This is a genomic window from Pseudomonas sp. LBUM1652 (assembly GCF_059716105.1).
This window is the reverse complement of record NZ_CP166804.1, coordinates 3,271,724-3,290,470: the sequence shown is the minus strand read 5'-3', so window position 1 is coordinate 3,290,470 and position 18,747 is coordinate 3,271,724. Positions and strand designations below refer to the sequence as shown.

The following is an 18,747-nucleotide window of genomic DNA, read 5'->3' as shown; positions in this document are numbered from 1 at the left end:
AATGTTGCTCGATTGAAATAAATGACCTGAGCGTCGGAATGGTTTTAGATGCGCTCTTTTCTGGTCTGAGGAGCCTGTGACCGTGAGCAGACTGCTGTTCGTCGACGACGACGTGGAAATTCTCGCCCTGCTGAAGAAGTTCTTCGTCCAGCACGCCTACGAAGTCGACGTCGCCGCCGATGGCGAGGCGATGTGGGCGGCAATCGCGCGGCAACGCCCGGACACGATCATTCTTGACGTGATGATGCCCGGTGAAGGTGGGCTGAGCCTGTGCCAGAAAGTCCGTGCGCAGATGGGCATTCCGATCATCATGCTGACGGCCATGGCAGAGCTGAGTGATCGCATTGTCGGTCTGGAACTTGGCGCGGACGACTACCTGACCAAACCGTTCGCCCCTCAGGAATTACTGGCTCGCGTGCGCGCCTTGCAGCGGCGCGCCGGTGACCAGAAGACGCCGCTCGAACCGTCACGGCCGGTGATCGCCTTCGCCGGTTGGCATCTGGATATCACCTGCCGCGAATTGCGCTCCCCGGAAAACGTGATGATCCCGTTGTCCGGCGGAGAGTTCGATTTGCTGGTGGTGTTTCTGGATCATCCGCAGCGCATCCTCACCCGTGAGCAACTGATCGACTTGACCCACGGCCAGGGTCACGACGCTTTCGACCGCAGCATCGACGTGCAGGTCAGCCGGTTGCGGCGCAAGATTGAGCCGGACTGCAAGCGGCCGGACTTGATCAGAACCGTGCGCAACGGCGGCTATATGTTCAGCGCCAAGGTCACGCGTTCATGATCCGTCAATTCCTGCGGCGCGACCCGCTGAGTCGGCGAATCGCGCTGACCATTGTCGCGGCCATGCTTGCGGCGCTGGCGCTCAATTTCCTGTTCGTGGAGGTTGCGGGAACCTGGGCTCGACCGCCAATTGAACGCACCGGGTTGCTTGAGCAGATTGCCGCTACCGTCAAGGTGATCGAGGCCGCACCGGCACCGTTGCGCACGCAGCTGGCGCAAGCGGCAAACGGCCTGACACAGGAGGTGATGTGGAGTTCGCAACTCGACGAACTCGGCTTGCCCCCGGGAGGTACGCCGCTCATGGCAGACAAGACATCGGTGTTGCATCAGTTGTTGGGCGATGGTCGACAGATTCGGGTGTTCAACCCCGCTGACTGGCCGAGCGGCAGTCAGCAGGGCCGATATGCGGCGCTGATTCAACTGCCGGATGCCAGCTGGTTGTTATTCTCTTCGCGAGAGCGCTCCTGGGGACTGGACATCGGCACACGCATCGCGATCATCATCGCCCTGGGCCTGATCGCCACGGTGCTGGTGGCCTGGCTTGCCACACGCCAACTGGCCAAACCTCTGCAGCGTTTCGCCAGCGCCGCCCGACGCTTTGGCGGCGACCTGCGCGCACCGCCGATCAAGATTGAAGGCCCGGACGAGATTCGTCAGGCGATCATCGCCTTCAACACCATGCAGGCGCAGATCCAGCACTACATCGGCGAGCGCACGCACATGCTCGCATCCATTTCCCACGACCTGCGCGCGCCGCTGACACGGATGCGTCTGCGCAGTGAGTTCATGGAAGACCTCGATCATCAGGGCAAACTGATTCGCGACATCGAAGAGATGCAATCGATGATCAACGCCGCGTTGGCGTTTTTTCGCGAAGACACTCACCGCGAGCAAACTACCGCGTTCGACCTGTCCGAGCTGCTGCAAACTATCGTTGACGACTACCGCGACCAACACATCGGCGTCGACTTCAACGGCCCCGCGCATCTGGTGTACAAAGGCCGCCCGCTGGGTATCAAGCGGGTGATCGTCAACTTGCTGGAAAACGCGGTGAAGTATGCACACAACCCGCGCGTCGCCTTGAGCCGCACTGATTACTCGATACACATCGAAGTCCACGATGAGGGGCCGGGTATTCCTGAAGAGGCGCTGGAGCAAGTGTTCGACCCGTTTTTCCGCCTCGAAGCCTCACGCAACCGCGACACCGGCGGGGTCGGCCTCGGACTGTCGGCGGCGCGGGCCATCGTGCGTGAGCAGGGTGGCGAGTTGACGCTGAGTAATCGCGAGGGGACAGGGCTGGTGGCAAGGGTGGAACTACCCTTTATCCGTTAGGCGGGGGTTGTCGGCATGAAATTAACGCTGTAGATTTTCATGAAATTATAAATAAATAATTTCATGAGGCCGCGAATGTTTCAGCAATCCCAGCGCCATGTCGACAGTTACTACGCCCACAGTTGCGCCGATATTCTGAGCCATCGGCCCGTGCTGGAAGGTCAGCACGACACCAACGTAGTGATCATCGGCGCCGGTTTCAGTGGGCTGCACACCGCGTTGCGCCTGGCATTGGCCGGCAAGCGCGTGACGCTGCTGGAGGCCAGTCGCGTGGCGTGGGCGGCATCGGGACGTAATGGCGGGCAGGCGATTCTGGGTTGGTCGTGTGACATGCCGCCGCTGGAAGCCGCGCTGGGTCATGAGCGGGCAAGGCGATTGTGGGACGGCATGCGTTGGGCGGCTCGGGAATTGCGTGAATTACCGGGGCGCCATGGCTTCCACTGCGATTATCGGCCGGGGCATTTATGGACCTCGGTGATGCCGCGTCGCGTGAGTCTGCTGACCGATTGGCAACACGAGGCCAGCCATAAGTGGGGCCACGATGCATTGCAATTCATCCCACGCGAAGAACTGCCGCAATGGGTGGCCAGCGAGCGTTATCAGGCCGGTCTCTATGACCCGGAAGGCGCGCACCTTAACCCGTTGAAACTTGCCTTGGGTCTCGCGGCTGCCATCGAGCGGGCCGGCGGGTTTATCCATGAACAAAGCAAAGCGTTGAGTTATCAGGAGGAGGGCGCAGGTTTTCGGGTACACACCGAGCGCGGTTCGATCAAAGCAGATGTGTTGGTGCTCGCCTGCAATGCCTACCTCGATGAACTCGACCCTAAACTCGCCAGTTGCATATTGCCGGTGGGCACCTATCAAGTCGCCACCGCGCCGCTCACTCTGGAGCAAGCCACCGCACTGTTGCCGAGCAACGTCTGTGTCACTGACAACCAATTCGTCCTCGATTACTTCCGTCGTACGCCGGACAACCGCTTGCTGTTCGGCGGCGGCTGCACTTACTTGGGCGGCATGCCCAAGGACATCGCGGCGGCCACGAGGCCGTTTCTCGAGCGAGTGTTCCCGCAGCTAAAAGGTGTCGAGGTGCAGTTCGCCTGGGGCGGGCACATCGATCTGACCCTGAACCGCACGCCGGATGTTGGCGGCGAGGGCAATCGTTATTGGCTGCAGGGTTATTCGGGGCATGGCGTGCTGCCGACACTGGCCGCCGCCCGCGCGGTGTCAGACGCAATCCTCGGCAACGCAGATGAATTGGCGTTGTATCAGGGCTTGAGTAATGGCAGTTTCCCCGGCGGCAAATACCTCGCGGCGCCGCTGGAAGCCATTGGCAAGGCCTGGTATCGATTGCGCGACAGCATCTGATTTGGAATCCCTGTCATGAACAAGCAAGAAGAAATCGCCGCGCTGGCGATCCTCATCCACGACCTGCGCAAGCACAAGAAGTGGACCCTGAAGGAACTGGCAGACAAGATCGGCCGCTCCGTGGGTTTCCTTTCGCAAGTTGAGCGCGGCTTGTCGCGGCCGACGGTGGCGGACCTGACGGCAATCAGCGAAACCTTTGGCGTGCCGACCACCTATTTCTACAGCCTGCCTAAAGCCAAAGAGTTGCCGTGGGTCACCAGGCCGGACGAGCGCCGCACGCTGTATTACGCCAACGGCATTACCGACATTCTGGTGTCGCCGCAGATCCGCGCCTCGTTCTCCATGCTCGAAAGCCATCTGGAGTCCGGCGCCAGCAGCGGCGACCGGCACCTGAGCGACAGCTCGGAGCAGGGCGGTTACGTGCTAGAAGGCGAACTGACCCTGTGGCTGGGCGATGACCAAGAACCGGCGACGCTCAAGGCCGGCGACAGCTTCCAGTTCGACAGCCACACCCGTTGCCGCTACGGCAACCTCACCGACCAGTTCACCCGCGTGCTGTGGGTCTACACCTGATAACAATAAAAGGATGAACACGATGGACGCTGTCTGCGCAGACTTGCTGGCTGAAGTGCGTGCGTTTCGCCAACGCTACCCCGAGGTGCGTTATGTCGACCTGATCTCCCTGGACATCCCCGGGCACTTCTACGGCAAGCGCTATCCCGTGGACATGCTCGAAAAAGTCGCCGCCGGCAGCGCGCTGAAACTGCCGCAAAACTGCGTATTACTCGGCGTGCAGGGCGGCTTGTTCAAGATTGGCGATTACTGCTTCAACGACGGCGACCCGGACGCGGTGCGCCGACTGGTGCCGGGCACGCTGAAACCAGTGACCTGGGAAGCACAGCCGCTGGGGCAGATGCTGATCACCTCTGACGGCACGGAAAAACCAATCGAATTCGAACCCCGCGAAGTTCTCGCACAAGTGCTGAACCGACTGGCACGCAAAGGCATTCACCCGGTCGTAGCGTTTGAACTGGAGTTCTACCTGTTCGACAAAAAACTGCGCGACGGCCTGCCGCAATTCCCCCGCGACGACCTGACCGACGACGCCGATGACCAACCGAACATGCACATCGAGCGCTTGTCACGCTTCGCGCCGGTGCTTGATGAAATGGTCGAAGCAACACGCGCTCAGGGCATCGACGCCACCGTGATCACGGCGGAATTGGGGCCGGGCCAGTTCGAAATCAATTTCGGCCACCTCGACGATGGCTTACGCGCTGCGGACTGGGCGGCTCTGTTCTGCCGCAGCACCCGAGGCGTTGCGCTTAAACACGGCTATCGCGCCAGTTTCATGGCCAAGCCGTACTTGCAGCATCCGGGCAGCGGCATGCATGTGCATGTCAGCCTTTATGACGCGGCCGGCAATAATCTGTTGGCGGCGAATCAACAGCAACCACTGCGCCATGCAGTTGCGGGGTGTCTGGAGCTGTTGCCGCACAGCATGCCGATCTTCGCCCCGAATCAGAATGCGATGCGGCGATTGGGCGGTACGGTGAACACCGCCACCAAAGCAAGCTGGGGCTTTGAGGATCGTGATGCGTGTTTGCGCATTCCCGAGTCGGACGAGAAGAACCTGCGCATTGAGTACCGACTGGCCGGCGCGGATGCCAATCCGTATCTGGTGTTGGCGGCGATTCTAGTGGGACTTGAGCATGGACTTGAATCCGGCAAAGTACCGATCCCGCCGCTCAATGATGATCGCAACAGCGGGATTGGTTTTCCAACGGAGATGTTTGAAGCGGTGAGGGCGATGCAGCATCAGGCGCAGTTGCGCGAGGGGTTGGGCGCAGAGTTTGTCGACGTGTATTGCGAGAATAAACGCCAGGATCATCTGGCGTTCATGCAGGAGATCAGTGCGCGGGAGTATCGGTGGTACCTGTAAAACAAGCCCCGCCGGACTCCACTATACTGCTCGCGAAATCAAGGAAGCTTCGCAACAGGGAAGGCGATATAGATGATGAGCTACAGACGACTGGGTCGCTCGGGACTCAAGGTTTCCGCCATTGCGATGGGAACCGCACAGTGCAACTGGTGGGTGGATGAACCGACATCTCGCCGGTTGTTCGATGTTTATATCGAGTCGGGCGGTAACCTGATCGACACGGCTGATGTCTATCCGGCACTCGGTGACGGCGTGGGCGGCAAGGCTTCGGAAGAATTCGTCGGACGCTGGTTGAAAAACACGTCCAAGCGCAACGAGGTGCTGCTGGCGACAAAGGTTTCCGGGCGGATGGGGCCCGGACCGAATGACGAAGGGCTGTCCTGGCGGCACATCGTCAAAGCGGTCGAAGGTTCGCTGGCGCGCCTGCAAGTCGACTGCATTGATCTGTATCAGGCCCATGATGACTACGATGACGTTCCGATCGAAGAGACCCTGCGTGCATTCGAGCATCTGGTGCAACGGGGCATGGTGCGGTATGCGGGATGCTCCAACTTCAAGGCCTGGCGCCTGATGAAGTCGCTGGCCATCAGCGAGTGCAGCGGCCTTGTCAGTTATGTGAGTGTCCAGGAGCGCTACAACCTTGTCGAACGGCGTCGGATCGAATCAGAACTGCAGCCATTGTGCGTGGAGGAGGGCATTGGTCTTTTGCCCTACAACCCGCTGGCCAAGGGCTTTCTCTGTGGCCGCTATCACCGGCAGGCTACATTGCCCGATACGGCGCGCGCGCCCGGGGTGCAGAGAGACTATTTCAATGAACGCAACTGGCAGATCCTTGAGTCACTGCGCCGCATTGCCCGGGATTGCGACAGTAGCTGCACGCAAGTCGCGCTCGCCTGGCTACTGGCGCGACCTGCCGTGGTCGCGCCGGTGGTAGGCGCCAGTAGCGAGGAACAATTGCGCGAGATCATGGCAGCGCCGCAGCTGTGCCTGTCGCCGGCGGATGTGAATCATCTCAACGAGATCAGCGAACCACCGGTTGAACAGCCATGATCAGCCACTGCTGGCCGGCCGCCCTGTGCGCAAGCCAAGCCTGACTTGCCTCAGGTAATCCTGCCGGTTGTAGGGATTGGCCAAGGTTCGCTCCCGCCGCGGGGCGGTACCCGCGACCGGGGTATACGCGGCCAGTTCGCTTTCCATGAACCCCAGGCCGCTGGTGACATCGGGTATCTGGTGCTGCAACTTGTAGATGCGTGTGGTGACGATCGAGCCTTCGATGCGCGCCGTTTCCGCGTGCAGGGTGGTGCCATTGATCGTGGCACCGGCCTTGGCCAGCAAACCATGGACAGCGCTGCTCATCGCGGCCGGCACTTCAATGCTGAATTGGCTGCGCGGTTCGCAGACTTCGGTGCCGGCTTGCGCGATCGCCGCCGCCAGCACCAAGGGGGTGAGATGGCGAAAGTCAGCGGAGGTACTGGACGGCGAGGAATAGTCGACCGTGGTCAATGTCACTTCACAGTCGTATACCATCCAGCCATGCCTGCCTTCCTTGAGACTCTCGAAAACTGATTCCTCGATCGCTTTGTAGAAACTCGTCGGCATCAGGCCGGCGTGTGCCTGACGGATGAACGTGGCCCCCGATCCTGGTACCCCCGGGCTGACACGAATGCCGACGGTGGCCAGAAACGGATTGCCGGGTTCGTCGAGCGACTCCAATGCCTGGCCTGACGATAGCAGCGTTTCAACGCAGATCGCCGAGCTCTCCTCGAAAACCGCTTCGATGGCGTACTCCTCTTGCAAAGTGGCCTGGATGATTTCCTTTTGCACCTCGCCGTAAAGGGAGACGAACATCTGCCCTGATGCGTTTCTGCGTAAATCGATCAACGGGTCCTGTTCGGCGAGCATGCTCAGGGCTTCCCAGAGTGCGTTGGTCTGCGTGGGCAGTGCGGGTGAAACATGGGTTTCGATCGCCGGCGGCGTGAAGGTGTGGACCACCTCGTTGCGCGCTCTGCCAACGCCGATCCGGTCGCCGATACGCACGCCGTCAAGCCCGGTGATGCACGCGATCTGACCGGCGCGAGCGAGGGTCGCAGGTTGCAGCCCACCGCTTGCAGACACCTCAATTGCGGTGATTCTTGAAGTGCCTTGTGGCGTATCAATGGATTGGCGCAGGTGTAACGTGCCTGCCTGCACGCAGACATGAAAGCGCCGGTGCCCACCCCAGCCCCTGTCGATCTTGAATACCGATGCCAGCACTGGGGCATTGGCGTCGTGAAGCTTGACCGGCGCCAACCGCGTGATCATCTCGATCATCTGTGCGACACCGACCCCGGTAATGGCGGATCCGGCAAACACCGGATTGACCAACCCCTTGCCCAATTGCTCTCGCAACACTTGCTCTAGACGTGTCCTGTCGATCGTTTGCGCAGCGGTGACATAGTCGTGGAGCAACGCCTCATCGTGTTCGCACAGCACGTCCAGCCACTTCGACGTCGCTTGAGCTGATGCTGGATCAAAGCTGTCGACCGTCACTTGGGCAGTGCCGGCCTCTCGCACGGTGCACAAGGCCAACGGTCGACTCTTGAGTTGCCCGCCGAGCGCATCCAGGGTCCGCTGGAAGTCAGCACCCTTGCGATCGATTTTGTTCACGAAGAACACATGAGGTATTGCCATTCGCTGCAGCGCATTTACCAGTACCCGGGTCTGCGCCTGGACTCCCTCGACCGCCGACACCACGATGACGGCGATATCCAACAGCGCGAGTGTTCGCTCCACCTCGGCAATAAAATCCGGGTGACCAGGAGTGTCCAGCAAATTGACCAACAGGTGGTTGACCTCGAACGAAGCCACTGCGGATCTGATCGTGATGCCTCGTTCACGTTCCAGCAGCAGGTTGTCGGTGTAAGTATTGCCGGAATCGACGCTGCCCAGACGGAGTCTGGCACCGGCATCGAACAGTATCCGTTCGGTAAGGCTGGTCTTGCCGGCATCGACGTGCGCAAGGATGCCCAGATTCAGGGATTTCATGGTTGATCGCTCCTGATCACACGGCTGACGAGGTGGGTGTCGGCCGGTCGAATTCCATTCCAATACACGCTGCCACTGCGGACACATCCAGGTACCACGGTGCAAGGATGTTTAAACTAGTTGAGGTTTGTAAGTGCGTCAATCGACCGCGGAGTGTTTCAATTTGTTTCTGTGGTGCTTTGCGGCGACGAAGGTACTGAAACTACGAAGCGAGACGGCATGTCACTGTTTGAATACAGCGAAAAGTCAGTACAGGCATGGCGCTGTAGTTTTTTCATTTAAATCATTGATACACGTCGAAAACCCTGACGGAACTAACTAGAAAGTTCGTTTTGCCGTGAAAACTGTTTCAAACAAACTTTCTTGACGTACCTGCGGACGACAGCTAAATCTTACGGCGCTGCAATTTGCAGCGAACTTTAAATCACATGGAGACAGTGAAATGATCAAATATCAAAGCGTGCAAAATCGGATGCTGTCGGCGCTGTTCATCCTCTGAGAAGCAAAAACCTTTATTTCGACCGTATTGAAAAATCCGGCTGTAAATAAAGTAACGGAATCGCATGGATACTCCATGCTCACTCTTAAAAAGGAGCTTCAACATGATTAAGTTCAATAGCGTACAGAACCGAATCCTTTCGGCACTGTTCATCCTCTGATTGTCCGCTGTACACAAGATACCGGTGTCTTGTGAGGTACGGCCGAAGCACTGCTTCGGCCGTATTTAATCTCGACAGCGCCGTTTCTACATGTCATTAGGGAAAGTGATATGCACAGCAAATTGGACGATGCGTTCTCGCGCGCCATGTTTTTTTACGATGATTCGGGCGCCCATCAGACGAACTGGTCACGCTCCGTGTGTGCGGGGCTGGCGGAACAGAATTTCGATGAGGTGCCTTATCGGGTCCCTCAACTGCTTGAACCCTCGACGCTGTTTGAAGTAGCCCAGCGTCATGCCATCGGCGTCGACGAACTCGAATTTTTCTCGTACCCGATGGACGGCCCGGTGGCCAAAGTGAAGTGGTTGGCGGACCGCCTGGAGTGGGCGCCTCCGGTACAGAAACTGAGCCTTGCCCAATGCCTCGCCGCCAGTTGCAGGTACCGTTACGCCAATCAGGTGCTGACGCAGATACCCTATGACGCACTGTTTCCCGATCAGCGGGTAACGTTTCATCTGACCCGGTTTGCGATTCAGAACCGCCTGGAGATGACGAACTCCCATCAGGAGGACTTCACTGCGCTCAAGGCATTGCTGCAAGCCCATCGGATGCCGCCGTGCAGGGTTCTGGATGTGTGCTCCCAGGCGATCGTCTGGAAACTCAAAGGTGATTCCATCGACGATGAATTGAACAAATGGTTCATCGGCGCCGGCGAGACGGCCGCCCGGCAGATAGCCTCGAGTGACGCGCCCGTTGATCTGGTGTCCCTTTCATCGTTCTACCGCGGCCTGGCCATGGTCCCGGCCGCCCACGGCGACGTAGCGTCAACGCGGCAATACATGCTGCTGGCCGAAGAGTATGCCGATGCGGTCATCGGCGGGGAAAGAGGCGCAAGTATCCCGGCAAGGGAAGCACGCAAGACCGTCTACGAATCGAAACTCAAGGAAATGCTCTATGTTGCCCGCGACATCGAGAGCGCCCGAGGCGTGGCTGACGAACTGATTGCCTACGATCCTCACTGGAGCATCTCCTACCACGAAGCCGCCGAGATCGAAGTCAAGGATCGGCAGTGGCAACGTGCGTTGCAACGTTATCAGCAAGCCTACGATATCGGCTTCCCGCGGCTGACTTATTCGCAATACATGATCGGTGCCTGTCATCAACAAATCGGCAACTTCGATCTGGCACTGGACGCATTCAAGAATACCTTGTCGCTGGACACTACGAATATATCCGCAGGCGTCGCCGGTTTTGGGGTGGCCAGTCAACATGTTCCGGAACAGTTGCCATTCTTCAAATCCTGTATCGAACGATGGAATGCCGAGGGTCTGTTGCCCGACGAATATCGAGGATTAGCGCAATGAATACAGCACTCGACACGATCAAGATAACAGCCGTCGATCATATTCAACTTGATGTCGCTGACCTTGAAGAAAGTCGCGAATTTTATGCGCGAGTGTTCGGTTTCGAAGTCAAGGAAGTTGGTATTCGCGCCTTTACCCGCTGGATGACGATCGGCACCCATCAGACGCTGTATTTATGCATGCACGAATACCCGGAAGGTCGCGGTGTAAAGAATGATGGACTGGAAATTACTCACTTTGGTATTTTGGTGGAAGACTTTGATCGAGTGTTGACACAACTCCGCGACCACGGTGTGAAGTTGTTGCCCGACTATGAAGTTCAATACCATTCTTCACGCTCCGTTTATTTTATCGACCCGAACGGTTACAAGGTCGAAATATCCGAGAAGTACGGTGGCGGTATAGAGCACGCCAGGCAGGCGCAATGTTGAACGACACTGTGGAGAGCAACGTACCCGGCGCGGCTTACGCGCAGCATTTGCAAAATACCTGGTACAAAAACAACCAGGCCTTGCGCAATTTCAGACCGTGGCGCGAGACGTCGTCGAAAGACTGGCAAGCGCGCCCGACTTACCAGCGCACGGTCTCCTGCGATGAGCGGGTATGGAGCATTCCCGGCAGGATCGGTGATGACCGGATTCTATTCGGCTGTTGGGACAACAGCTTGCAGTGCGTGCGCCTGACTGACGGCGAACGCCTGTGGCAGTTTGCAACCCAGGGACCGGTGTACAGCTCTCCTGCGGTGTCGGACGACGGCAGTTTCGTGGTCGGATGCGAGGACCATTTACTGCGTCGGATAACCCGTGATGGCGAATGCCTTTGGGCGTTTCAAGCCCAGGGGCCGTTTCACGCCAGCCCGACCATCGATGCTGGCAGAAACATTGTTTACGCCGGCAGCTACGACCATACCCTGTACGCCGTCGACCATGCTTCGGGCACGCTGCTGTGGAAACAATCGTTCGACGATCAGGTCGAGGATGACCTCTACAGTTCGCCGGCACTGGATGGCGACGGTAATGTCATCGTCGGCACGGACAATGTGCTGATGTGCTTCAGTCCGACAGGTGAAGAGCGCTGGCGAATCACCGAAACGAGCCGGTTCGAAGGTACAGCGGCCATCGATCATGTTTCGGGGCGCGGGATCATCGGCACAGAAGTCGATGGCAAGATCATTGTGTTTGATGCCGCCAGCGGCACCGTGCTGGAACAGTTCCATACCGATGGTTTCGTGGTGTCATGTCCGAGCCTGTCGCCCGCAGGCGTGGCGTATGTCGGCAGCAATGACGGCTACGTGTACGGCATTGATCTGCACAAACTGAAAATGGTGTGGCGGGTCAATCTGGCGTGCGAATTCCGATACACACCTTTCACCGTGCTTCCAAGCGGTGACGCTTTGTTCGTCGGCACAGACGAGCGTCTGCACTGCCTGGCGCAACATACAGGACAAACCTTGTGGCAACTGGAGCACAGCACCGGATTCCATTCCTCGCCGTTGCTCACGGACGACGGACACCTGGTGATTGGCTCACACCGCAACGCGGTACATTTTTATCAATGGGTCCGCTAGCGTGGATCGAACCCCGGCAGTAAACAGGAGTGTTGGATGAGTCACGAATTGGAAGTCGAAACGCTCTTCGACGAATGGGCCATCGAGGATGGCGCGGTGGACATGGCCCGAGAGCACTGGGCACGCGTCGAGCCTGTATTGTCCGCCCTTGAACCCTCTACAGGTCGATACCTGGAAATCGGACCCGGCAACGGATACGCCCTGGAATACATGGCCCGATCGAAGTTTGCCGCAGGATACTGCCGCGCCGTGGAACTCAGTCAGGAAATGGCACGCATGTGCGCTGCGCGGGTCCAGGACTGCAACAACGTCGACATCGATGTCGAAAGTTTCATGAACTGGCATTCGCCAGCAGACATGCGCTTTGATCTGATTTTTTCCATGGAGGTGTTCTATTACTTCGAGGACATCACGGCAGCCATCGAAAAAGCCGCCGGCCTGCTGGCGCCCGGTGGCGAGCTGATTGTCATGGTGGATTACTACGAGGAAAGCGAAGAATCGCAAGGCTGGGCTCAAGAGCTGGGGGTGAATCTGACACGCTGGTCGCAGGGCCGTTTTCTCGAAGCCTTCAAGGCTGCTGGCCTGCAAGCCGTCAGCCAGGCGGTCAAGAGTGGTGGCGTGCACGAGCATGGCTTGACGCTCTGCACCCGAGGCACAAAGGCCTCGACACGCGCTCGTTCGTGACTGCCTGCAAGCGCCCGCCATGGCGGGCAACAGGTGCGATGGTCGAGGGTGGCGGTTGCCGGGGAGGGCAGCGGTGATATCCCATCTGGACCACATCGTCTACCCGTTGCCGCAGGCCCTGTTCGATGATGTCATCGGCCAGTTCACCCGTGCAGGCTTCATGGCGCACACGCGACAGGTGCGCCACGACGATGGCCGGGTCAGTGCGTTTTTCCGACTGAGTGGGGGGTATCTGGAGTTCTGCACTGGCAGCGCTGCGGCCGGCGATCAGGGCTGTTCGATCTGGCTGTGTTCAACGGATCTGACGGCGCATGTCGACAGTCTCCAGCCGTCGCAGCGTGCAGCGCTGGCACTGTCGGCCAAAGCCCCGGCGGGTGAGACAGCGCCGGCCTGGTTGATTGCCAACTTGCCCGTTTTCGGCTCGGGCGTTGTCAGCGTGTCGCTCATTCAGTACCTGCGTGGCGTAGGTGTCGATCTCGCCACGCAGGTCTCGGACAACGGCTTGTTTGCGCTCAGCGGGGTCTCAGTGCTCTGCGCCCGCCCCGAGCAGGCTCAACACCACTACTTCACAAACCTGGATGACAGGGCCAGCATCGCGGCGGAGCAGGGGCGTTTGATGATCGGCCACCAGCGGCTGGCGTTTCTTGATCGCCAGAGGTTGCCCTGCCGGGAACCGCTGAACCTGACGGCAACGCCGTGCCTGGTCCACATGATCACGGTTGACGTCTATCGGACGAAGTCGATGCTTCTGGCGGCCGGTTTCATACTGAAGGAAGTGCTCGGCCTGGGTCTGCTGGCTCAATCCAGCCACCTGCCTTCGGTTTGTCTGGTGATTGATGACGGTGTGTCCGCGCAAGAACATCAGGCCCGGCTGCTGGCTCGCCGTGGTTGAATACGCCAACATACAGGGATCGCCATAGCAACATTCTGGCGTGTTGACTGAAGTGAAGGATGCGGGATTTCAAGGATAGGTATGTCAAAAGCAATCGAGCTGTCTGGTATCAGCAAGGTGTACGAGGTTTACCGGGCCCGTGACGGCCAGTCGCGTAGTCTGCTTCGTTACTTTCGTCGCGAGAAGACGTACGTGCCGGCGGTTACGGATGTTTCCTTTTCGATAGACCCGGGCGAGGTGGTCGGGTTTCTCGGTGGCAATGGTGCGGGCAAGACCACCACCCTGAAGATGCTCTCGGGTATCGTGCGGCCCAGCGGCGGACACCTCTCGGTATTGGGGCATGACCCGTTCAGGCGCCGTCCGGAGTTCCTCAAGTCGATTGCCCTGGTCATGGGACAAAAACAGCAACTGACGTGGGATCTCCCGGCGCTGGAATCCTTCCATCTGCATGGTGCCCTGTACGATATCGCGCCCGTCGAATGCCGGCGCCGTATCGATGAGTTGTGCCAGTTGCTGTCGGCCGGTGACATCATCCGCCGTCCAGTCAGGAAACTCTCGCTGGGCGAGCGGATGAAATGCGAGCTGATCCTGTCTCTGCTGCATCGTCCGAGCATCCTCTTTCTCGACGAGCCGACCATCGGCCTCGACCTGGAAATGCAGGTCGCCATTCGCAGGTTCCTCCTTGAGTACAACAGAGAATTCGGTGCAACGATCATTCTGACCTCCCATTACATGGCGGACATCGAAGCACTGTGCAATCGCGTCATTGTGTTGGATCAAGGGCGGGTGGTGTTCGATGGGGGACGCCAGGCGCTGGTGAAGGCCCATGTCAACGAGCGGCGAGTCAGCCTGCGCTTTTCCTCTGAGGTCGGCGGCGACGACCTGAGCGTCTATGGCAGCCTGGTCAGCCTGGACAGCGAAAGTGCCGAGCTGCTGGTGCCCGAAGAACAGTTCGCCGATACCGTGGCACAACTGTTGGCAAACTTCCCGGTGACGGACATCTCCATCCAGACGCCGTCCCTGGAGCAGGCTTTTCCGCGCCTGTTGCTGCCAAGGGAGCACGCGTGATGGTCGCCCTGGCTTCCTGGCCCGGCATCGCCGGGCGCCTGATTCGCACAAGCGTGCTGGTGACAGTGGTCTACCGGGCGCAGTTGTTTGTCTGGTTGATCAGCGGTGTCGCGCCATTGTTCATGATGATGATCTGGTGGGAGCTGTCACGGGACAAGGTCATCGGTGGCTACACCCCTGGCGATTTTGTCGCCTATTTCCTGGGCATTTATCTGGTCAGGCAGTTGACGGCGGTGTGGGTCATCTTCGTCCTTAACGACGAAATTCGTCAGGGCACCTTGTCCGGTCGCCTCCTCAAGCCGGTCGCACCTTTCTGGTTTCATGTGGCGGAACATTTGGGCCAGATGGTGGTGCGCGCACCGATCGTCATTACTGTGTTCTGTATTGGCGCCTCTCTGTTTGCCATCGACCTGGCGACCATCGCCTGGCGATTGCCGTTCTTCCTGGTTTCGCTGGTGCTGGCCTGGATCATTATTTTTCATATCTATTACTGCGTCGGTCTGCTTGCGTTCTGGATGGCCAATTCCCTGGCGCTGGATGCAATGGTCTGGTCGATGTACACGGTGCTCGGCGGCATGCTGATTCCTGTTGACCTGTTCCCTGAAGCCACCCGTCATCTGGTGGCGCTGCTGCCGTTCTCCGCATCGCTGGATTTTCCGGTCAAGTTGCTGATCGGCAAGGCCGCCGGCAGCGATCTGCTGCAAGGTTTCGCGGTGCAGCTTTTCTGGGTACTGGTGCTGGTCGGACTGCGCCGTGGGCTGTGGCGTCAGGGATTGAAGCGTTTTTCCGGAGCCGGCATATGAATTCAAGACCGTTGAAAGTGCTGCTGGCCCTGATCCGCCATTCGATGCTCGCGGAGCTGGAGTTTCGGATCAATGCCGTCACCAATGCGCTGAACACCGTGGTCGGGATGCTCCTGGCGCTGTACTTCCTGGATGCCATGTTCAGTGAAGTGGGCAGCCTGGGTGGCTGGAATCTGCACCAGGTCCTCGCGCTGTTCGGCGTGGCCCTGGTGCTTGAAGGCTTGCTTGAGGTCTGGCTGTTTCCAAGCCTGCACGCTCTGTCGGAGCAGGTGCGCACCGGTGATCTGGACTACCTGCTGGTGCGTCCGGTGGATAGTCAGTTCCTGGTGTCATGCTCGAAGATCAGCCTCTGGGAACTGCCTCGGGTTTTGATCGGGATTGCCGTGGTCGTGTACGCCATGCACGCCGAAGGCGCGCTGGGGGTGGGCAATCTCGCGGCGTTCCTCGGGCTGATGGCGGCAGGGGTGGCGATCTTTTACTCGTTGTTTCTGATTACCTGCACCTTGTCGATCTGGTTTGTGAAGATCGGTGATGTCTGGATCATCAGCTACACGCTCATGGAAATTGCGCGGTTTCCGGTCACGGCGTTTCCGCAAACAATCCGCATGGTCCTGACGTTCCTGGTCCCGGTGTACTTCGTGTCCAATGTCCCGGTGGCGGCGGCGATGGGCATGGTCGGGTGGCAAGAGGTCATCGGCGCGCTGCTTTTTGCATTCGCCTTTGTGTGCTTGTCGCGGGTGTTCTGGCTATTTGCCCTGCGCTCCTACAGCAGTGCCAGCAGCTAGTGCTGCAAATGCCGTTCAGCAGGATGCGCGGCAATGACTTTCGTCTACACAGGGAAGGTTTCGATGAGTATTTATTCCGGGCCAATTTTCGACGCTCATGTGCACACCGAGTTCGGGCAGCCTGCAAGCCTGCAAGCCTTCAAGGCGCTGCAGGCACGCTTCAACATTCGCGCAGCCGTCACGGATTCGCATAAACCCGGTTGCGATGCCGGGCAGTTGCAGGCGCTGGGCATCGGCAGATGCGCGGTCATCGCCCGGCCAGAATGGTCTTCCGAGTCCTTGGCTCAGGGATTGGCGAGCGGTATCTATGGGGCAATCAAAATCAATCTGGGGTTTATGCATGTGTACGCCGATGACCCCAGGCTCATGCCGTTGTATGCCTTGGCGCAGGAATTCGATGTCCCTGTGCTTTTCCACAGTGGCGACACGGGTTGGCATCGATCCAAACTCAAGTACGCCCACCCCCTGAGTCTGGACGAGGTCATCGTGGACCACGCGCAGGTGAACTTTCTCTTGGTTCACAGCGGCAATCCCTGGTTCACCGATGCCGCCGTGCTGTCCGCGAAAAACCCTAATGTCTGGCTCGATCTCAGTTCGATCATCGAGGGCCCGCTGAGTGAGGTATCGCAGGCCACGCAGGCCAGGCTGATGATCGACCCGATCCGCTGGATGCTGGATTACACCGGCAAACCGGAGCGGTTGATCTTCGGATCGGGCTGGCCCTCCGTCGATTACCCGGGTTACCTGGCCGCGTGCGCCAGTGCAGTAGACGAGCAGTTTCACCGGCAAGTGTTCTTTGACAATGCCGCGCAGTTGTTCAAACGGTTGCCGAGGGAAGGGGCGCCAGCATGCGACGTTCGCCCCTGAAAAAGCCCAAGCAAAAAAACGGGCGCACTCCAGCCTTTCGCGGTTACCTCAAAAACAAGGCCTATGCCGCAGCCCTCGCCGAGAGTTGTCAGGTCTTGTCCGGAGCCCGTTTTGCCGGGCGCGGGGCCGGGGAGCCCGGTGGATGGCGGGCATCGCTGTGGATCGCGCGAAAAGCGCGGGCTTTGGGACTGACACCCTGGCAGGGCCGTCGCGGCCTTTTTCAGTCCGTACCGCTCGGTTGCGCCACGGCGCGATCCGGGACCGAGCGCTACCGGAGAATCGTTCAGGGCGACGCCCGTCAGGCTCTGCACAGCGACGATGAATTGCTGATTCGCTCACAGCAAACCAGCGTTTCGCTCGAGCACGCGCCGTTGGTCTTTGCGGGTTACGGCATTGTCGCGGCGCAGTACGACTGGGACGATTACGCCGGCCTTGATGTCGCGGGCAAAGTGGTCGTGGTGTTACCCAACGACCCGGGGCGCAACAGTCCGGGAGGCAAGCGTTTCCAGGGCGAGCGCATGAGTTACTACGGCCGGTGGGAATACAAATACGAGGAGGCGGCCCGTCAGGGCGCGGCGGGTGTGATCATCGTCCACACCGACGCGTTGTTCGGCAGCGCATTTCACCTGGTACAGGACGAAATGCGCCGTCCTTTTCGTTTTCTTCCGGGAGCGTTGCGCAGCCGTCTGGCGTTCGAAGGATTCTGCAGCGAACGCTTCGCACGGCAATTGCTGACCCCGGCGGGTGTCGATCTCGACGCGTTTATCGCAGCACCAATGCCGATGGCGGGGCGCCCGTGCGGGCTCGACGCCCACCTGCAACTGCGGCTGGAATTTGACGTCGTCGTCAGGCATTGCCGGAATGTGTTGGCCATGAAGAAGGGCAGGCTTTTTCCCAGGCAGTGTGTGCTGTTCTGCGCGCACCTGGATCATCTCGGCAAGACACCCGATGGCACGCAACCGCGAGGCTACTATCCCGGCGCCGTGGATAACGCTGTCGGCGTATCGGTGTTGCTGGAACTGGCCAGGCGTCTGGCCGGCAGAACGGCGTTACGGCGCACAGTGCTCTTTGCCTGGACCTCGGCAGAAGAGGTGGGCATGCATGGCTCGGCCCGGGTCGCGCAGTTGATTCGCGAGACGGGACTGGATGTGGTGGCGGTGCTCAATGTCGATGGTTTCGTACCGATAGGCCGGACCCGTGATTTGTTTCTGGTGGACGGTGATCAGTCCGACCTGCCCGATGCATTCGTTCGCGCAGCGAAAACTCTCGATCGGCGCATCAGCCTCGACGATGAACCTTCGGCAGGTTATTTCTACCGCTCCGATCAGGCGAGCTTCGCCAAGATCAACATCCCTTCTGTCCAGGTGAGTACCGGCAGCGATCTGTTGAAGGGCGGTGTCGAGGAAGGCATGAGGCGGCATGATTTCTACGACACGAACACCTATCACCGCACGTCCGATACTTTTAACCGGTATTGGGACTTCGCCAGCCTCATCGCCGACGTTGACGTTCTTCACGAAACGCTGCATCTGCTTGGCGATTCGTCAATGCGCCCGGTGCTGCGTTTGCGTTAGACACTGACGGTCACGCCGGTGGATATTTGGTC

General features: G+C 59.0%; 17 protein-coding genes. 16 read left to right on the top strand and 1 reads right to left on the bottom strand.

Features of this window, described 5'->3' with window-relative positions:
• Nucleotides 1-82: 82 nt before the first annotated feature.
• The 6 genes from ACA069_RS14895 to ACA069_RS14870 all read left to right on the top strand — a co-directional run bounded on the left by ACA069_RS14895 (nucleotide 83) and on the right by ACA069_RS14870 (nucleotide 6,478).
• Complete coding sequence (locus tag ACA069_RS14895) at nucleotides 83-790, top strand: response regulator (RefSeq protein WP_497614022.1); 708 nt, start codon at nucleotides 83-85, stop codon at nucleotides 788-790.
• Nucleotides 787-2,121 carry an ATP-binding protein gene (locus tag ACA069_RS14890; protein ID WP_497614020.1) on the top strand — a complete coding sequence of 445 codons (1,335 nt, stop codon included), beginning with the start codon at nucleotides 787-789 and terminating at the stop codon, nucleotides 2,119-2,121. The genes ACA069_RS14895 and ACA069_RS14890 overlap by 4 nt, the downstream gene beginning before the upstream one ends.
• 75 nt (nucleotides 2,122-2,196) lie before the next feature.
• Complete coding sequence (locus ACA069_RS14885; protein ID WP_497614018.1) at nucleotides 2,197-3,486, top strand: NAD(P)/FAD-dependent oxidoreductase; 1,290 nt, start codon at nucleotides 2,197-2,199, stop codon at nucleotides 3,484-3,486.
• A 15-nt stretch (nucleotides 3,487-3,501) separates the two neighbouring features.
• Nucleotides 3,502-4,059 (top strand): helix-turn-helix domain-containing protein, encoded by a 558-nt coding sequence (locus ACA069_RS14880; RefSeq protein WP_497614016.1) that lies wholly within the window; start codon nucleotides 3,502-3,504, stop codon nucleotides 4,057-4,059.
• Nucleotides 4,060-4,081: 22 nt separating this feature from the next.
• Complete coding sequence (locus ACA069_RS14875; protein ID WP_497614014.1) at nucleotides 4,082-5,428, top strand: glutamine synthetase family protein; 1,347 nt, start codon at nucleotides 4,082-4,084, stop codon at nucleotides 5,426-5,428.
• Between the two features lie 72 nt (nucleotides 5,429-5,500).
• Nucleotides 5,501-6,478 carry an aldo/keto reductase gene (locus ACA069_RS14870; RefSeq protein ID WP_497614012.1) on the top strand — a complete coding sequence of 326 codons (978 nt, stop codon included), beginning with the start codon at nucleotides 5,501-5,503 and terminating at the stop codon, nucleotides 6,476-6,478.
• Here ACA069_RS14870 and ACA069_RS14865 read toward each other — a convergent pair whose 3' ends face one another.
• Nucleotides 6,479-8,452: a GTP-binding protein gene (locus ACA069_RS14865; RefSeq protein ID WP_497614010.1), complete on the bottom strand. Its 1,974-nt coding sequence runs from the start codon at nucleotides 8,450-8,452 to the stop codon at nucleotides 6,479-6,481.
• A gap of 769 nt (nucleotides 8,453-9,221) precedes the next feature.
• On the opposite strand from ACA069_RS14865, the gene ACA069_RS14860 reads away from it, so the two are divergent.
• From ACA069_RS14860 to ACA069_RS14815, 10 genes are all read left to right on the top strand, one after another.
• Nucleotides 9,222-10,475, top strand: coding sequence for a tetratricopeptide repeat protein (locus tag ACA069_RS14860; RefSeq protein ID WP_497614008.1), 1,254 nt, complete (start codon nucleotides 9,222-9,224; stop codon nucleotides 10,473-10,475).
• Nucleotides 10,472-10,906, top strand: coding sequence for a VOC family protein (locus tag ACA069_RS14855; RefSeq protein WP_497614006.1), 435 nt, complete (start codon nucleotides 10,472-10,474; stop codon nucleotides 10,904-10,906). The genes ACA069_RS14860 and ACA069_RS14855 overlap by 4 nt, the downstream gene beginning before the upstream one ends.
• Nucleotides 10,900-12,042 carry a PQQ-binding-like beta-propeller repeat protein gene (locus ACA069_RS14850; protein ID WP_497614004.1) on the top strand — a complete coding sequence of 381 codons (1,143 nt, stop codon included), beginning with the start codon at nucleotides 10,900-10,902 and terminating at the stop codon, nucleotides 12,040-12,042. The genes ACA069_RS14855 and ACA069_RS14850 overlap by 7 nt, the downstream gene beginning before the upstream one ends.
• Nucleotides 12,043-12,078: 36 nt before the next feature.
• Entirely contained in the window at nucleotides 12,079-12,726 is a 648-nt protein-coding gene (locus tag ACA069_RS14845; RefSeq protein WP_497614003.1) for a class I SAM-dependent methyltransferase, read from the top strand.
• Between the two features lie 73 nt (nucleotides 12,727-12,799).
• Entirely contained in the window at nucleotides 12,800-13,618 is an 819-nt protein-coding gene (locus ACA069_RS14840; RefSeq protein ID WP_497614001.1) for a hypothetical protein, read from the top strand.
• Between the two features lie 81 nt (nucleotides 13,619-13,699).
• Nucleotides 13,700-14,686 (top strand): ABC transporter ATP-binding protein, encoded by a 987-nt coding sequence (locus tag ACA069_RS14835; protein ID WP_497613999.1) that lies wholly within the window; start codon nucleotides 13,700-13,702, stop codon nucleotides 14,684-14,686.
• Nucleotides 14,686-15,489, top strand: a complete 804-nt coding sequence (locus ACA069_RS14830) for an ABC transporter permease (protein ID WP_497613997.1) — start codon at nucleotides 14,686-14,688, stop codon at nucleotides 15,487-15,489. Before ACA069_RS14835 ends, ACA069_RS14830 begins: the two co-directional genes overlap by 1 nt.
• Nucleotides 15,486-16,274, top strand: a complete 789-nt coding sequence (locus ACA069_RS14825; protein ID WP_497613995.1) for an ABC transporter permease — start codon at nucleotides 15,486-15,488, stop codon at nucleotides 16,272-16,274. Before ACA069_RS14830 ends, ACA069_RS14825 begins: the two co-directional genes overlap by 4 nt.
• Before the next feature lie 33 nt (nucleotides 16,275-16,307).
• Nucleotides 16,308-17,141, top strand: coding sequence for an amidohydrolase family protein (locus ACA069_RS14820; protein WP_497613993.1), 834 nt, complete (start codon nucleotides 16,308-16,310; stop codon nucleotides 17,139-17,141).
• Nucleotides 17,123-18,715, top strand: a complete 1,593-nt coding sequence (locus ACA069_RS14815; RefSeq protein ID WP_497613991.1) for a M28 family peptidase — start codon at nucleotides 17,123-17,125, stop codon at nucleotides 18,713-18,715. The genes ACA069_RS14820 and ACA069_RS14815 overlap by 19 nt, the downstream gene beginning before the upstream one ends.
• Nucleotides 18,716-18,747: the final 32 nt, after the last annotated feature.

What these genes read in the sequence shown, in the direction of transcription:
- ACA069_RS14820 (WP_497613993.1), top strand. Translation starts at nt 16,308, where the DNA reads ATGACTTTCGTCTACACAGGGAAGGTTTCGATGAGTATTTATTCCGGG.
- ACA069_RS14855 (WP_497614006.1), top strand. Translation starts at nt 10,472, where the DNA reads ATGAATACAGCACTCGACACGATCAAGATAACAGCCGTCGATCATATT.
- ACA069_RS14865 (WP_497614010.1), bottom strand. Translation starts at nt 8,452, where the DNA reads ATGAAATCCCTGAATCTGGGCATCCTTGCGCACGTCGATGCCGGCAAG.
- ACA069_RS14870 (WP_497614012.1), top strand. Translation starts at nt 5,501, where the DNA reads ATGATGAGCTACAGACGACTGGGTCGCTCGGGACTCAAGGTTTCCGCC.
- ACA069_RS14830 (WP_497613997.1), top strand. Translation starts at nt 14,686, where the DNA reads ATGGTCGCCCTGGCTTCCTGGCCCGGCATCGCCGGGCGCCTGATTCGC.
- ACA069_RS14875 (WP_497614014.1), top strand. Translation starts at nt 4,082, where the DNA reads ATGGACGCTGTCTGCGCAGACTTGCTGGCTGAAGTGCGTGCGTTTCGC.
- ACA069_RS14845 (WP_497614003.1), top strand. Translation starts at nt 12,079, where the DNA reads ATGAGTCACGAATTGGAAGTCGAAACGCTCTTCGACGAATGGGCCATC.
- ACA069_RS14890 (WP_497614020.1), top strand. Translation starts at nt 787, where the DNA reads ATGATCCGTCAATTCCTGCGGCGCGACCCGCTGAGTCGGCGAATCGCG.
- ACA069_RS14860 (WP_497614008.1), top strand. Translation starts at nt 9,222, where the DNA reads ATGCACAGCAAATTGGACGATGCGTTCTCGCGCGCCATGTTTTTTTAC.
- ACA069_RS14850 (WP_497614004.1), top strand. Translation starts at nt 10,900, where the DNA reads ATGTTGAACGACACTGTGGAGAGCAACGTACCCGGCGCGGCTTACGCG.
- ACA069_RS14885 (WP_497614018.1), top strand. Translation starts at nt 2,197, where the DNA reads ATGTTTCAGCAATCCCAGCGCCATGTCGACAGTTACTACGCCCACAGT.
- ACA069_RS14825 (WP_497613995.1), top strand. Translation starts at nt 15,486, where the DNA reads ATGAATTCAAGACCGTTGAAAGTGCTGCTGGCCCTGATCCGCCATTCG.
- ACA069_RS14880 (WP_497614016.1), top strand. Translation starts at nt 3,502, where the DNA reads ATGAACAAGCAAGAAGAAATCGCCGCGCTGGCGATCCTCATCCACGAC.
- ACA069_RS14835 (WP_497613999.1), top strand. Translation starts at nt 13,700, where the DNA reads ATGTCAAAAGCAATCGAGCTGTCTGGTATCAGCAAGGTGTACGAGGTT.
- ACA069_RS14815 (WP_497613991.1), top strand. Translation starts at nt 17,123, where the DNA reads ATGCGACGTTCGCCCCTGAAAAAGCCCAAGCAAAAAAACGGGCGCACT.